The following is a 13,276-nucleotide window of genomic DNA, read 5'->3' as shown; positions in this document are numbered from 1 at the left end:
TCAGGCTTTGTCGGTCAGGTTTTTGCCGATCATCCGCACCAGAATGATCGCCGCGATGTTGGCAATGACCACCGCGATCAAGCCGCCCGCCGAGGCCATGCCGACGTCGAACTGCACCAGTGCCTGGTTGTAGATCAGGTAGGCGAGGTTGGTCGAGGCGTAGCCGGGGCCGCCGTTGGTGGTGGTGAAGATTTCGGCGAACACCGAGAGCAGGAAGATGGTTTCGATCATCACCACCACCGCAATCGGCCGCGCCAGGTGCGGCAGGGTCAGGTGCCAGAAGATCGCGATGGGGCCGGCGCCGTCCAGGCGTGCGGCCTCTTTCTGTTCCTGGTCGAGGGACTGCATGGCGGTCATCAGGATCAGGATGGCGAACGGCAGCCATTGCCACGAAACAATGATGATGATCGACAGCAGCGGGTAGTGCGCCAGCCAGTCCACCGGTTGTGCGCCGAACAGTTTCCAGACGTAGGCGAGAATCCCCGACACCGGGTGGAAAATCAGGTTCTTCCAGATCAGCGCGCCGACCGTGGGCATGATGAAAAACGGCGAGATCAGCATGACCCGCACGATGCCGCGACCGAAAAACTCACTGGCCTCCAGAAGCGCACTGATCAGCACACCGAACACCACGCTGATCAACAGCACGCTGCCCACCAGCAACAGGGTGTTGGTGGCGCCGGGCAGGAAGCCTGAGTCGGTGAGGAAGTAGGTGAAGTTCTCCAGCCCGACGAACGCGTTCTCGCCGGGGTCGAGCAGGTTGTAGCGAATCGTCGAGAAGTAGAGGGTCATGCCCAACGGCACGATCATCCACAACAGCAGCAGTGCCACCGAAGGGCTGACCAGAAACCAGCCGGGATTGGCCGTGCGGCTTTTGCGCTGCGGTAGGGCAACGCCCATATGAGCTTTGGCAGTTGAAATATTCATAGCGGTAACCGATTAGGAACAGACAACGCGGAACCTGTGGGAGCGGGCTTGCCCGCGATGGCGATTGAGCTGCCAACATCAATGTTGAATGTGCCGGCCTCATCGCGGGCAAGCCCGCTCCCACAGGGAAGGTGTTGGTTATTTTGGATAACCCGCGCGCTTCATCTCGCGCTCGGTGGTTTGCTGGGCCGCCGCCAATGCCTGGTCGACCGTGGTCTGGCCGATCAGCGCCGCCGAGAAGGATTTGCCGACCTGAGTACCAATGCCCTGGAACTCGGGAATGGTCACCAACTGGATGCCGATATAAGGCACCGGTTCCAGCGTCGGCTTGCCCGGGTTCGCGGTCTTGAGCGATTCGAGCGTCACCCTGGCGAACGGTGCGGCACTCATGTAGGCCTCGCTGTAGGTCGAGGCCCGGGTGCCCGGCGGCACGTTGGCGATGCCGTCTTTTTCCGCGACCAGTGCACTGTATTCCCGGGAGGTGGCCCAGGCGCTGAAGGTTTTCGCCGCGTCCTTGGCCTTGGAACTGGTCGGAATGGCCAGTGCCCAGGAATACAACCAGGCCGAACCCTTGTCAGTGACCTGATGCGGCGCATAGGTGAAGCCGACGTGATCGGCGACCTTGCTCTGAGTCTTGTCGGTGACGAACGAGCCGGCGACGCTGGCATCGACCCAGATCGCGCATTTGCCGCTGTTGAACAGCGCCAGGTTTTCGTTGAAACCGTTGCTCGATGCGCCCGGTGGGCCGGATTTCTTCATGGTGTCGACGTAGAAGTTCAGCGCATTCTTCCACTCGGGCCCGTTGAATTCCGGTTGCCACTTTTCGTCGAACCAGCGCGCGCCATAGGCGTTGGCGACGGTGGTGATCAGCGCCATGTTCTCGCCCCAGCCGGCCTTGCCCCGCAGGCAGATGCCGTACTGTTCCTGGTCCGGTTTGTTGAGTTTGGCGGCGAATTCACCGATCTGCTCCCAGGTCGGACGCTCGGGCATGCTCAGGCCGGCGTCCTTGAACAAATCGGTGCGGTAATAGGTGATCGAGCTTTCGGCGTAGAACGGCAGGGCGTACAGCGAGCCTTTGACCGACAGGCCTTCGCGAACCGACGGGAATACGTCGTCCAGGGCATAGCTGGCCGGCAAATCCTTCATCGGCTCCAGCCAGCCCTTGGCGCCCCAGAGTGCCGCTTCGTACATGCCGATGGTCAGCACGTCGAATTGCCCGCCCTGGGTGGCGATGTCGGTGGTCAGGCGCTGGCGCAGGACGTTTTCCTCGAGCACCACCCAATTGAGCTTGATGTCCGGGTGCTCGGCCTCGAAGGTTTTCGAGAGCTTTTGCATGCGGATCATGTCGCTGTTGTTGACGGTGGCGATGGTCAGGGTCTGGGCGCCAAGGCTGACGCTGCTGAGGGTCATGCAGGTGAGGGCAAGCAGGGCTTTTACCGAAGGTTGCATCGTGCACTCCTTTTCTGCACCCGGCGGGATACAGAAGGACAGTTATTGTTTTTGTGTCTTCCGAAGGCAGGAAGAATGTGCACGGATTACAACCTTCATTGGAGGGCGAGACAAATCATCCATCGCACTTCAACTGATACTTTTTTGCACTGGTATTTTGGGCTGTAGATGCAAGGAAGGGCTTCTCAGCGATGGGGCGGCATTGAATCTGTACAGGTTTCAATGCTTGGTGCTGTACCTGTGGGAGCGGGCTTGCCCGCGATGGCGGTGTATCAGTCACCCACAATGCTGGATGGGAGACCACTATCGCGGGCAAGCCCGCTCCCACAGGGAATTGAGGTGTCAGTTCAGATTTTGCTCGGTGAGACGCTGCACCACCAACCGCCGGTAATCCGTAGGCGTCATGCCCTTGAGCTGCTGGAAGCGCCGGTTGAAGTTGGAAATGTTGTTGAAACCGGATTCGAAGCACACGTCCGTGACCGGTTTGTCGCCATCGGCCAGCAACTCGCAGGACTTGCTGATGCGCAGGCGATTGACGAATTCGATGAAATTGCGCCCGGTGGCCTGCTTGAATACGCGGCTGAAATACGTGGGCTTCATGCCCAGATGTTCGGCGACCTCTTCCAGCGGCAATTCCCGGGCGTAATGGGCGAAGATGTAATCCACCGCGCGGTTGGTGCGATCGACGTTGTTCTCGTCGGCCAGTTGAGGCGTCGTGGCGCCGGAGAGCAATTGGTAGTCGTCGGTGGCCGCGAGCAACTCCAGCAGAATGAAAAAGTGCCCGAGACGGGTCGCACCGCTGGTATCGGCGATGCGTTGCATCAGATCCATCGCCTTGGCGATAGTGTGCTTGCCGCGAAACTCGATGCCGTACTGCGCGCGTTCCAGCAAGGGTGCCAGGGTCTTGAGCTCGGCGAACACTTGATAGCCGCTGTCGAACAACTCGTCGGTGAAGTTGACCAGCATGTCGCGCTTGGGCACCACTTCGTCCTCGGCCACCTGGCTGATCCAGTTGTGGGGCAGGTTGGGGCCCGTCAGGAACAGGGATTGCGGATAGAAGTTGCCGATGTAATCGCCAATGAACACCTTGCCGGAACTGGCGACGATCAGGTGCAACTCGTATTCCTTGTGGAAATGCCAGCGCACCAGCGGGCAGGGAAACCCGTGCTGGCGGTAGATGATGGACAAGCCATTGTGGTCGTCCATCAACTCATAGGAGGGATCGGTGACTCTGGCGGTGCGGGTCATGTCCAGTGTGGTCTTGTTGTTTTTCAGGCGCCAATCATGCACCCCCGCCCAGGACAGATCCAGTTCCCAGGCCTTACTTCTTGTCCTGTCCCCTGGAAAGGTTGATTTCCCGGCAATAGCTGACCAGTCGTGTCGCTCCAATAAAGTCGGCACTGATGATGCTGCACTTCTGTGTCCATCCAGTGTCCGGAGCAAACCACTCGTTCAATTCCCGGGTGATTCGTTTTACACCGGCCAGTTCTCCATAACTGGTGGCGGATAACGACCAGAGCGCGCTTTCGTCGGGCGGATTATTCAGTGTTCTTTCAATGTACTGCCTTAACTCTTCGGGAGAAGTAAAGTCGTTGCCACTCCATTCAACCGGGATTTTTGGCCAGTACAGGGGAGAGTTGAAGTCCGGATGCCAATCGGCGGCAACTACGATTCTTTGCAGGGGATTTATTTTCTTTAGTGCGCCCAGTGTCAAATAACGGTTTTCTCGCGGAATCAATCGCGTGCCCAGTTCACTCTTGATGGCTTCATGAAAGCCTGTGTAGTCGAAACTTTTTTCATCAAGGCCTTTGAGCTCGCGCATATCCAGCACGACGAACTCATCCGGGTTTTCACTGAGGAAAAAGTCCAGGCTCTTGAACAACTCACTCAACGATCGCCCCCTGAGCAGCTTGAAACCGTGAAACGTATGGAACTTCTTGACTCCCAGCCAATGCTCGTCTGAATGGAATCGCAAGTCGAGTGCCCGGACACCCTCGTTGAGCTGCTGGATAAAGGGTCCATCCTGGCAGACGAACCAGTGACTGGCCGGTTGAACGTGGATCGGGTAAGAGAAGTCATAATCCACTCCCGAATTATGGGCGCCGGGCCAGACCAGTTCCAGGAGGGTTAACTTGTCAATTGAAGATGTCGTCGACATCCAGTTTTTGTAGGGGTAAGAATTTGTCATCGTGCAGTCCGTTGCTATTTAAGAATAAAAAAACGCCCGACTATCAGGTTTGATGTCGGGCGATTTATTCTTGGTCGCAAGTCAGGCACTGCACAAGTTGTCAGTGTTTCGGGATATTGTTATTGCTGGCTGTTTTTCGCCTCTATCCATTGCGCCATGTATTGAGTGCTCTTGTGCTGATGATGACGCAGCATGCTGCCGGTAAAGTTGTCTCGCCTGATGTTGGCCAGATCCCGTTGGCAATCGACCAGCCGCTGGATCAAGGCCGGGCCATGAACGGATTTACGGTAGCGACTGGCAAGCAGGGTTTGCCCGTGCGCCTGGGCATCGAGCCAGCGCGTCTTGTCGTTGTGCAATTGCACCGCCTGATCGGCGAACTCGCGTGCGGAGCGGGTCACTGCACCGGGCCACGCTTGTTCGCCATGCATCGCTTCGGCACCGACAGGCGTCGTCACATTCGGTGTGCCACAGAGCATCGCATCGACAATCTTGCCTTTGATTCCAGCGCCAAAACGCAGAGGCGCCATACAGACCCGTGTCGACGACATGACCTGCAGGGCGTCCTGCGCCCAGTTCATCACATGAAAACCCTGGGCCGGGTTATGCAGGGCGGTCGCCTTGGGGGGGGTATAGGCACCGTAGATATGCAATTGGGCGCCGGGCAATTGCTCGCGGATCAGCGGCCATATAGCGGTTTTCAACCAGAGCACCGCATCCCAGTTGGGCGCATGGCGAAAATTGCCGATATGAAGAAAGTGTGCCCGGTCTTCGAACGCTACCGGCGCACGGGTCGGCAGGTCGACCATCAATGGGCACCAGTGCAGCAAGTTGCGCGGAATTCTGAACTGCTCGACCAGCAATTCGATTTCCACTTCGGAAACCATCAGCGTCAAATCACAACGATAAAACGAGGCGATCTCGCGCTTCGCCAGATCGGTATTGGCCATGTGTTCGAACTCTTCACGCGACGCCGGGGCGAACAGGCCGCTGAAGTCATTGTTGTCCTGACTGGCCTTCAAGCGCTCCTTGAGGCGTTGATGCCGACCGTGTCTGAGGCTTTGCAAGTCGCAACTTTCCAGTACGCGTAACGCGTCGGGACAATACTTCTCGACCCGCCACCCGAACTGTTCCTCCATCATGAATTGATCGAACAACACGATGTCCGGCGCCAGTTCACTGATGAATGCGTCGAAACTGCTGTTGTTCAGCTCGATGGGTACTTCACGAATACCCAGCGCCGTCAGGTCTGCGCGCTGTTCGCCGAAACCTGCCGGGCTGCTGAAGGTGATATCCCAGCCTTGTTGCAGGAAAACCTCGAGAATCTGCATGACATGCCCGCTGGCCGCGGACGAGCGGGGCTCGGGCCAGACGTAACCAATGACCAGGACTTTGGTTGCGCGGGGCTCAATCATGTACGGAATTTCCTTGAAGCGAAGACAGGGCAGGGACGAAAAAGGCGCGCATTAAACCACAGTGGATCGCCAGGTCACCCGATTATGCCTTTGACCTTGTCGCGCAACTGATCAATGGAGAAGGGTTTGCCGATCACGTGCATGTCGGCGGGCACGTCGATGCTTTCGGCATAACCGCTGGCAAACAGAATGGGCAGGGCAGGACGCAAGACACGTGCTTCTTTGGCCAGTTCGCGGCCATCCATGACCGGCAGGCCGATGTCCGTCATCATCAGGTCAATGTATTGGTTCGAGTCCTTGAGCATCTCCAGCGCCTGTTCGCTGCCGTCGGCTTCCAGCACCTTGAACTCCAGCTCCTCCAGTACGTCGACAATCAGCATGCGCACGATGGCATCGTCTTCGACGACGAGGATGGTGTAGGCGTTGGCGAATGACATAGTGGACTTCCTGAAAAGATTGGCATTGCCGGTCGCTGGAAATTACCGGCCTCTTGCATCAGTAAGTGGCAGATCCAGACAAGTTCCCGAGGTGGCGCAAAAAAGAATGCGGCAGGTCAGCAAGGATAACCTGCCGTTTTGCGCGGGCGCAGCGGAATGTAGGAGTTTGCGCGAAAACATGTCAGAAAAATGGATCCATGTGCCAGTTTTGGGGCAAACTCCTTGTATTCTGACAGTTCGACAAGGCCTGCCCCATGACCTCAGCGTCCTCGGTTGATGAGCAACGATTTCGCAAACTCCTGAGCCGCAATATCAGCCTGCCGTTGGGTTTGGGCCTTATCAGCGCGGTGTTCTTCGTTTCGCTGATCAGCTATCTGCTGTCGACGATCCAGTGGGTGGAACACACCGACCGGGTGATCAATAACGCCAATGAAGCGGTCAAGCTGACCGTGGACCTGGAAACCGGCATGCGCGGTTTCCTGCTCAGTGGCGACGAGCATTTCCTCGATCCCTACGAAACCGCCAAGCCGCGGGTTGCCGTGGCCCTCAACACCTTGCTCGAGCTGACCGCCGACAACCCGGTGCAGACCGACCGCTTGCTGCGGTTGCAGGCATTGCAACAGGAGTGGGCCAGCTATGCGCAATCGATGATCGATTTGCAGCGCAGCAGCGGTGATTATCGCTCGGTGGTGAAGGCCGGGCGCGGCAAACGCCTGACCGATGAAATTCGCAAGCAGTTCGAGGAGGTGATCGACACCGAACAACAGTTGCGCGCCACGCGCAATGATGAGGTGCGTCGCACCACGGTCTGGAGCATCAGCCTCTATCTGTTGTTCATCGCCGGTGTCAGTGGTTTGCTGGCGTACGTCGGGCGGCGTGATTTGCTCAGCCTGTCGCAAAGCTACAGCGTCAATCTCGCCGCCCAACAAGCCAGTGCCCAGCGCCTGGAGCAACAGGCCTGGCTGCGCAACGGTCAGACCGAGCTCGCCGAGCAGGTGCTGGGACAGTTGAGCCTGAACCTGCTGGGGCGCAACATCCTGCAGTTTTGCGCGCAGTACCTCGGTAGCGCCGTGGCGGCGCTCTATGTTCGGGAGGACCACGGCGGTCTCAGGCGCATCGCCAGCTACGGTTTTTCCCGCGAACAGGAAGAGCGGGATCAGCAGATCTACAGCGATGAAGGCATTGTCGGCCAGGTGGCACAGCAGGCGCGGTTGATTCGCCTGGACGAGGTGCCGGGGGATTATTTCAAGGTCAGCTCCGGCCTCGGAAACGGATTGCCGCGCAGTGTGCTGGTGGTGCCGACCAGCGACGACGACCGGGTCAATGGTGTGATCGAGTTGGGTTTCCTGCGTCCGCTGGATGACCGCGATGTCGCGTTGCTCGAGTTGATTGCCAGCAACATCGGCACGTCCATCGAGGCCGCACGCTATCGTCATCGCCTGCAGGAAGTGCTGGCCGAAACCCAGCAACTCAATGAAGAGTTGCAGGTGCAGCAGGAAGAACTCAAGACCGCCAACGAAGAGCTCGAAGAACAGTCGCGAGTGCTCAAGGAGTCCCAGGCGCATCTGGAAACCCAGCAGGTGGAGCTGGAGCAGACCAACGAACAACTCGCCGAGCAGGCACAAGTGCTGGCCGAGCAACGCGACGCCATGGACCTGAAGAACTCCGAACTCAATCAGGCGCAGATCCAGCTCGAAGAACGCGCGCTGGAGCTGCAGCGTTCGAGCAAGTACAAGTCCGAATTCCTCGCCAACATGTCCCACGAGCTGCGCACGCCGCTCAACAGCTCGTTGATCCTGGCCAAGCTGCTGGCGGAAAACCCGGAAGAAAACCTCACGGCCGAGCAAGTGAAGTTCGCCGAGTCGATCTACTCCGCCGGCAATGACTTGCTCAACCTGATCAACGACATTCTGGACATTTCCAAAGTCGAGGCCGGCAAGCTGGAAATCCGTCCGGAGAACACCAGCGTGGCGCGCCTGGTCGATGGCCTGCGCGGCCTGTTCCAGCCATTGGCCACGGACAAGCAGCTGGATTTCCAGGTGGATTTGCTGGACGGCGCGCCGCCGATGCTGTTCACCGACCGCCAGCGCCTGGAGCAGGTGCTCAAGAACCTGCTGTCCAACGCCGTGAAGTTCACTGAAAGCGGCAGCGTCAGCCTGTCCGTCGCTGCGGCGCCGAATGACGGCATCGCGTTCAGCATCCGCGATTCCGGGATCGGCATCGAGGCGGATCAACACGACAGCATTTTCGAAGCCTTCCGTCAGGCCGATGGCACCACCAATCGGCGTTACGGCGGCACGGGGCTGGGCCTGTCGATTTCCCGTGATCTGGCCGCGTTGCTCGGCGGCTCCATCAGCGTGACCAGTAAACCGGGGCAGGGCAGTGTGTTTACCCTGGTCTTGCCGCAGCAGTACGTGGAACCGGGCGATGTGCCTGTCGAACCGATGCGAGCCGTTGCCGTGGCGGCGGTGCCGACTGCAGTGCCGCCGACGTTGTCGCCATTGGTGGCCGAAGTCGACATTGCGCGTTTCGACGACGACCGCCACAAAGGGCCGTTCAACAGCCGCTGCATTCTGGTGGTGGAGGACGAGTCGAATTTTGCGCACATCCTCTACGACCTTGCCCATGAACTGGGTTATCAGTGCCTGGTGGCCCATGGCGCCGACGAAGGCTACGACCTGGCCAAGGCGTTCATCCCCGACGCGATCCTGCTGGACATGCGGCTGCCCGATCATTCCGGCCTGACCGTGCTGCAACGCCTGAAGGAACACGCCGAAACCCGGCACATCCCGGTGCATGTGATTTCGGTCGAAGACCGGGTCGAAGCGGCGATGCACATGGGCGCCATCGGCTATGCGGTCAAACCCACCACCCGCGAGGAGCTCAAGGACGTATTTGCGCGCCTGGAAGCCAAGCTGACCCAGAAGGTCAAGCGTGTGCTGCTGGTCGAGGACGACGACTTGCAGCGTGACAGCATTGCCCGCCTGATCGGCGACGATGACATAGAGATCGCCGCCGTTGGCCTGGCGCAGGAGGCACTGGACCTGCTGCGCACGTCGGTCTTCGATTGCATGATCATCGACCTCAAGCTGCCTGACATGCTCGGCAACGACTTGCTCAAGCGCATGTCCACCGAAGACATCTGCTCCTTTCCGCCCGTCATCGTCTATACCGGGCGCAATCTGACCCGTGATGAAGAGGCTGAACTGCGCAAGTATTCGCGTTCGATCATCATCAAGGGCGCACGTTCGCCGGAGCGGCTGCTGGACGAGGTGACACTTTTTCTGCACAAAGTCGAATCACGGTTGTCCCATGACCGGCAGAAGATGCTCAAGGTCGCCCGCAGTCGCGACCGGGTCTTCGAAGGCCGCAAGGTGCTGCTGGTGGATGACGATGTGCGCAACATTTTCGCCCTCACCAGCGCGCTGGAGCAAAAGGGCGCAATCGTGGTCATTGGTCGCAACGGCCGGGAAGCGATTGAACGACTCAATGAAGTGGAGGACATCGATCTGGTGTTGATGGACGTGATGATGCCGGAGATGGATGGCTTTGAAGCCACCGTTGAAATCCGCAAGGTCCCGCGTTGGCGCAAATTGCCGATCATCGCGGTGACGGCCAAGGCCATGAAGGACGATCAGGAGCGTTGCCTGCAAGCCGGCGCCAACGATTACCTGGCCAAGCCCATCGACCTGGATCGCCTGTTTTCGCTGATTCGCGTGTGGTTGCCGAAGATGGAACGCATCTAGTGGAGCGCCATTTTTCAGGGGAACGCAGCAGCGAAATCGAATTGCGCCTGTTGATCGAGGCGATTTACCTCAAGTACAGCTACGATTTTCGCGATTACTCCGGCGCGTCGATCAAACGTCGGGTCAACCATGCGTTGAGTCAGTTCGAGTGCCAGACCATCTCGGCGTTGCAGGAAAAGGTCCTGCACGATCCGGCCGCCTTCATGCAATTGCTGCAATTGCTGACCATCCCGGTCAGCGAGATGTTTCGCGACCCCTCGCACTTCCTGGCCATCCGCAAGGAAGTGGTACCGCTGCTGCGAACCTACCCCTCGATCAAGATCTGGATCGCCGGATGCAGCACCGGGGAAGAAGTGTATTCGATGGCCATCCTGTTGCGCGAAGAGGGCTTGCTCGACCGTACGATCATCTACGCGACCGATATCAATCCGCGCTCTCTGGAAAAAGCCAAGCAAGGGATTTTCTCGATGGAGAACGTCCGCGCCTACACTGCCAATTACCAGCAGGCCGGTGGCCAGTGTTCGTTTGCCGACTACTATACGGCGGCCTATGGGTACGCGATTTTCGACAAGACACTGCGCGAGAACGTGACCTTCGCCGATCACAGCCTGGCGACAGACAGTGTGTTCTCCGAAACTCAATTAATTTCATGTCGTAACGTATTGATTTATTTTAATAAAAAACTCCAGGATCGGGCGTTCGGACTGTTTCATGAGTCCCTCTGTCATCGCGGTTTCCTGGTGTTGGGCAGCAAGGAAACCCCGGATTTCTCGGCTTTTGGCGACAAGTTCGAGCCGTTGGTCAAACAAGAACGGATCTATCGAAAAACATGAACAGCGCAACGAACCTGCCAGCTATCCAAGCGATCGTGATCGGTGCCTCCGCCGGTGGCGTTGAGGCGCTGTTGAACATCCTCGGCCCGCTGCGCGAAGGTTTTGCGTTGCCGATCATTGTCGTGCTGCACCTGCCGGACGAACGCCGCAGCCAACTGGCGGATGTGTTTGCCCGCCGGGTGGCCATGCCGGTGCTGGAGGCGTGCGACAAGTCCGCGGTCGAGGCTGGCACGCTGTATTTCGCCGCGCCCGGTTATCACCTGTCAGTGGAGCGGGACCGCAGCTTTTCCCTGAGCCTGGAGCCTCGAGTGCATCATTCGCGACCCGCCATCGATTACCTGTTCGAGTCGGCTGCCGATGCCTACGGCACCGGGCTCGCTGCAGTCTTGCTCACAGGCGCCAACCGCGATGGCGCGCGCGGGCTGGCCCAGGTCAAACAGTGCGGTGGCATCACCATCGTGCAAGACCCGCAAGAGGCACAGGTCGCCACCATGCCCCAGGCTGCGCTGGATATGCACCGGCCAGACCACATACTTTCTATACGCGGCATCGGCCGTCTGCTTGTCGAGATGGAACGAATCGCATGCTGAGTAATATCCAGGCCAAACTGCTGATCGTGGACGATCTGCCGGAAAATCTGCTGGCGCTTGAAGCGCTGATCAAGCGTGAGGACCGGATTGTGTACAAGGCATTGTCCGCAGACGAAGCCTTGTCACTGCTGTTGCAGCACGAATTCGCCATGGCCATCCTCGATGTGCAGATGCCTGGCATGAATGGCTTCGAACTGGCCGAGTTGATGCGCGGCACCGAAAAAACCAAGAACATCCCGATCGTTTTCGTCAGCGCCGCCGGGCGCGAAATGAACTACGCCTTCAAGGGCTATGAAAGCGGTGCCGTGGACTTCCTGCACAAACCACTGGACATCCACGCGGTCAAGAGCAAGGTCAATGTGTTCGTCGACCTGTACCGCCAGAGCAAGGCAATGAAGGAGCAAGTGCTGGCCCTTGAGCAAAGTCGTCGCGAACAGGAAGCCCTGCTCAAGCAACTGCAGAACACCCAGTTGGAGCTGGAGCAAGCGGTGCGCATGCGCGATGACTTCATGTCCATCGTCGCCCACGAAGTGCGTACGCCGCTCAACGGCCTGATCCTTGAAACCCAGCTGCGCAAGATGCACCTGGCCCGGGACAACGCCGCCGCCTTCACCCTGGACAAGATGCACGCCATGGTCGACCGCGACGAGCGGCAGATCAAAAGCCTCATTCGCCTGATCGAGGATATGCTCGATGTCTCGCGCATTCGCACCGGCAAGCTGTCGATCCGGCCGACACGGTTCGATCTTTCGACGCTGGTTCGCGATTTGCTGCACAACTTTTCCCGGCAGATCGACGCCGCCGAGACGTCGGTGACCCTCGATGCCGAGCAACCGGTGATCGGAAACTGGGATGAATTTCGTATTGAACAGGTCATATCCAACCTGTTGACCAATGCCTTGCGCTACGGGGCCAAGAGCCCGGTCTCGGTGAAGGTATACAGTGAAGGAGGGCTGGCTCTGGTAGACGTGCGCGACCAGGGGATCGGGATCAGCGAAGAAAACCAGAAGCGCATATTCCAGCAGTTCGAGCGCGTATCGGCCAGGCAGGCCGTCGCCGGACTGGGCCTGGGATTGTTTATTTCAGAACAGATCGTGACCGCCCATGGCGGTACAATCACCGTCCAGAGCCGGATTGGCGAAGGCGCCTTGTTTCGCGTTTGTCTGCCGCTGTAGGAAAACAGCCAGATAAACGCAACCTCTGATCGACCCCACGGTCGTATCAGCAGCAATTGACCGAACAAAGGCTTCCCATGAGCGAAGATGCACAAGACGTAGTACTCGTTGTCGAGGACGATCCCTCGATTCTGATGGTGCTGTCCGCTTATCTGTCGGGCGAGGGGTATCGCGTACTGCAGGCCGAAAACGGCGAACAGGCGTTTGAAATCCTGGCGAGCAAACCCCACCTGGACATGATGATCACTGACTTCCGCCTGCCCGGTGGAATCTCCGGCGTGCAGATCGCCGAACCCGCCGTGAAGCTGCGACCGGAACTCAAGGTGATCTTCATCAGTGGCTACGCCCAGGAAATCCGTGAGACCGACAGCCCGATCACGCGCAAGGCGCCGATCCTGGACAAGCCATTCGATCTGGATAAATTGCAGGAGCTGATGCAGGAGATGCTTTCGTAAGCACGCTGACGGTTCTCGTACCTGTAATTTCTGACAGTTGACTGGGGTGTTGTATCAGCAGATA

Annotated in this window: 11 protein-coding genes; 5 read left to right on the top strand and 6 right to left on the bottom strand. The window is 58.4% G+C overall.

Annotated features, from left to right (window positions below; translation table 11 throughout):
• The 6 genes from KW841_RS17060 to KW841_RS17035 form a co-directional block, all read right to left on the bottom strand.
• Positions 1-927 carry a carbohydrate ABC transporter permease gene (locus KW841_RS17060; RefSeq protein ID WP_218478464.1) on the bottom strand — a complete coding sequence of 309 codons (927 nt, stop codon included), beginning with the start codon at positions 925-927 and terminating at the stop codon, positions 1-3.
• Between the two features lie 138 nt (positions 928-1,065).
• The gene (locus KW841_RS17055; RefSeq protein WP_218478462.1) at positions 1,066-2,376 is read right to left on the bottom strand and encodes a sugar ABC transporter substrate-binding protein; all 1,311 of its coding nucleotides are present in this window, start codon (positions 2,374-2,376) and stop codon (positions 1,066-1,068) included.
• Positions 2,377-2,718: 342 nt separating this feature from the next.
• Positions 2,719-3,624 (bottom strand): AraC family transcriptional regulator, encoded by a 906-nt coding sequence (locus KW841_RS17050; RefSeq protein ID WP_218478460.1) that lies wholly within the window; start codon positions 3,622-3,624, stop codon positions 2,719-2,721.
• A 73-nt stretch (positions 3,625-3,697) separates the two neighbouring features.
• Positions 3,698-4,564, bottom strand: coding sequence for a phospholipase (locus KW841_RS17045; RefSeq protein WP_218478458.1), 867 nt, complete (start codon positions 4,562-4,564; stop codon positions 3,698-3,700).
• 119 nt (positions 4,565-4,683) lie between these two features.
• Entirely contained in the window at positions 4,684-5,976 is a 1,293-nt protein-coding gene (locus KW841_RS17040; RefSeq protein WP_218478456.1) for a glycosyltransferase, read from the bottom strand.
• 74 nt (positions 5,977-6,050) lie between these two features.
• Positions 6,051-6,413: a response regulator gene (locus tag KW841_RS17035; RefSeq protein WP_218478445.1), complete on the bottom strand. Its 363-nt coding sequence runs from the start codon at positions 6,411-6,413 to the stop codon at positions 6,051-6,053.
• Positions 6,414-6,667: 254 nt separating this feature from the next.
• Here KW841_RS17035 and KW841_RS17030 point away from each other — a divergent pair, with 254 nt between their 5' ends.
• From KW841_RS17030 to KW841_RS17010, 5 genes are all read left to right on the top strand, one after another.
• Positions 6,668-10,159, top strand: coding sequence for a response regulator (locus KW841_RS17030; protein WP_218478442.1), 3,492 nt, complete (start codon positions 6,668-6,670; stop codon positions 10,157-10,159).
• Positions 10,159-10,992 carry a protein-glutamate O-methyltransferase CheR gene (locus KW841_RS17025; RefSeq protein ID WP_218478435.1) on the top strand — a complete coding sequence of 278 codons (834 nt, stop codon included), beginning with the start codon at positions 10,159-10,161 and terminating at the stop codon, positions 10,990-10,992. Before KW841_RS17030 ends, KW841_RS17025 begins: the two co-directional genes overlap by 1 nt.
• Positions 10,989-11,582 (top strand): chemotaxis protein CheB, encoded by a 594-nt coding sequence (locus KW841_RS17020; protein ID WP_218478433.1) that lies wholly within the window; start codon positions 10,989-10,991, stop codon positions 11,580-11,582. Before KW841_RS17025 ends, KW841_RS17020 begins: the two co-directional genes overlap by 4 nt.
• Entirely contained in the window at positions 11,576-12,757 is a 1,182-nt protein-coding gene (locus KW841_RS17015) for a hybrid sensor histidine kinase/response regulator (protein ID WP_218478431.1), read from the top strand. The genes KW841_RS17020 and KW841_RS17015 overlap by 7 nt, the downstream gene beginning before the upstream one ends.
• A gap of 77 nt (positions 12,758-12,834) precedes the next feature.
• A complete protein-coding gene (locus KW841_RS17010) occupies positions 12,835-13,212 on the top strand; it encodes a response regulator (RefSeq protein ID WP_218478429.1) in 378 nt (125 codons plus the stop codon).
• Positions 13,213-13,276: the final 64 nt, after the last annotated feature.

Source organism: Pseudomonas sp. PDM28, from assembly GCF_019219115.1.
Classification (GTDB): domain Bacteria; phylum Pseudomonadota; class Gammaproteobacteria; order Pseudomonadales; family Pseudomonadaceae; genus Aquipseudomonas; species Aquipseudomonas laurylsulfatiphila.
This window is presented reverse-complemented; position numbering and strand designations above follow the sequence as displayed.

What these genes read in the sequence shown, in the direction of transcription:
- KW841_RS17040 (WP_218478456.1), bottom strand. Translation starts at nt 5,976, where the DNA reads ATGATTGAGCCCCGCGCAACCAAAGTCCTGGTCATTGGTTACGTCTGG.
- KW841_RS17015 (WP_218478431.1), top strand. Translation starts at nt 11,576, where the DNA reads ATGCTGAGTAATATCCAGGCCAAACTGCTGATCGTGGACGATCTGCCG.
- KW841_RS17020 (WP_218478433.1), top strand. Translation starts at nt 10,989, where the DNA reads ATGAACAGCGCAACGAACCTGCCAGCTATCCAAGCGATCGTGATCGGT.
- KW841_RS17045 (WP_218478458.1), bottom strand. Translation starts at nt 4,564, where the DNA reads ATGACAAATTCTTACCCCTACAAAAACTGGATGTCGACGACATCTTCA.
- KW841_RS17060 (WP_218478464.1), bottom strand. Translation starts at nt 927, where the DNA reads ATGAATATTTCAACTGCCAAAGCTCATATGGGCGTTGCCCTACCGCAG.
- KW841_RS17035 (WP_218478445.1), bottom strand. Translation starts at nt 6,413, where the DNA reads ATGTCATTCGCCAACGCCTACACCATCCTCGTCGTCGAAGACGATGCC.
- KW841_RS17050 (WP_218478460.1), bottom strand. Translation starts at nt 3,624, where the DNA reads ATGACCCGCACCGCCAGAGTCACCGATCCCTCCTATGAGTTGATGGAC.
- KW841_RS17010 (WP_218478429.1), top strand. Translation starts at nt 12,835, where the DNA reads ATGAGCGAAGATGCACAAGACGTAGTACTCGTTGTCGAGGACGATCCC.
- KW841_RS17030 (WP_218478442.1), top strand. Translation starts at nt 6,668, where the DNA reads ATGACCTCAGCGTCCTCGGTTGATGAGCAACGATTTCGCAAACTCCTG.
- KW841_RS17055 (WP_218478462.1), bottom strand. Translation starts at nt 2,376, where the DNA reads ATGCAACCTTCGGTAAAAGCCCTGCTTGCCCTCACCTGCATGACCCTC.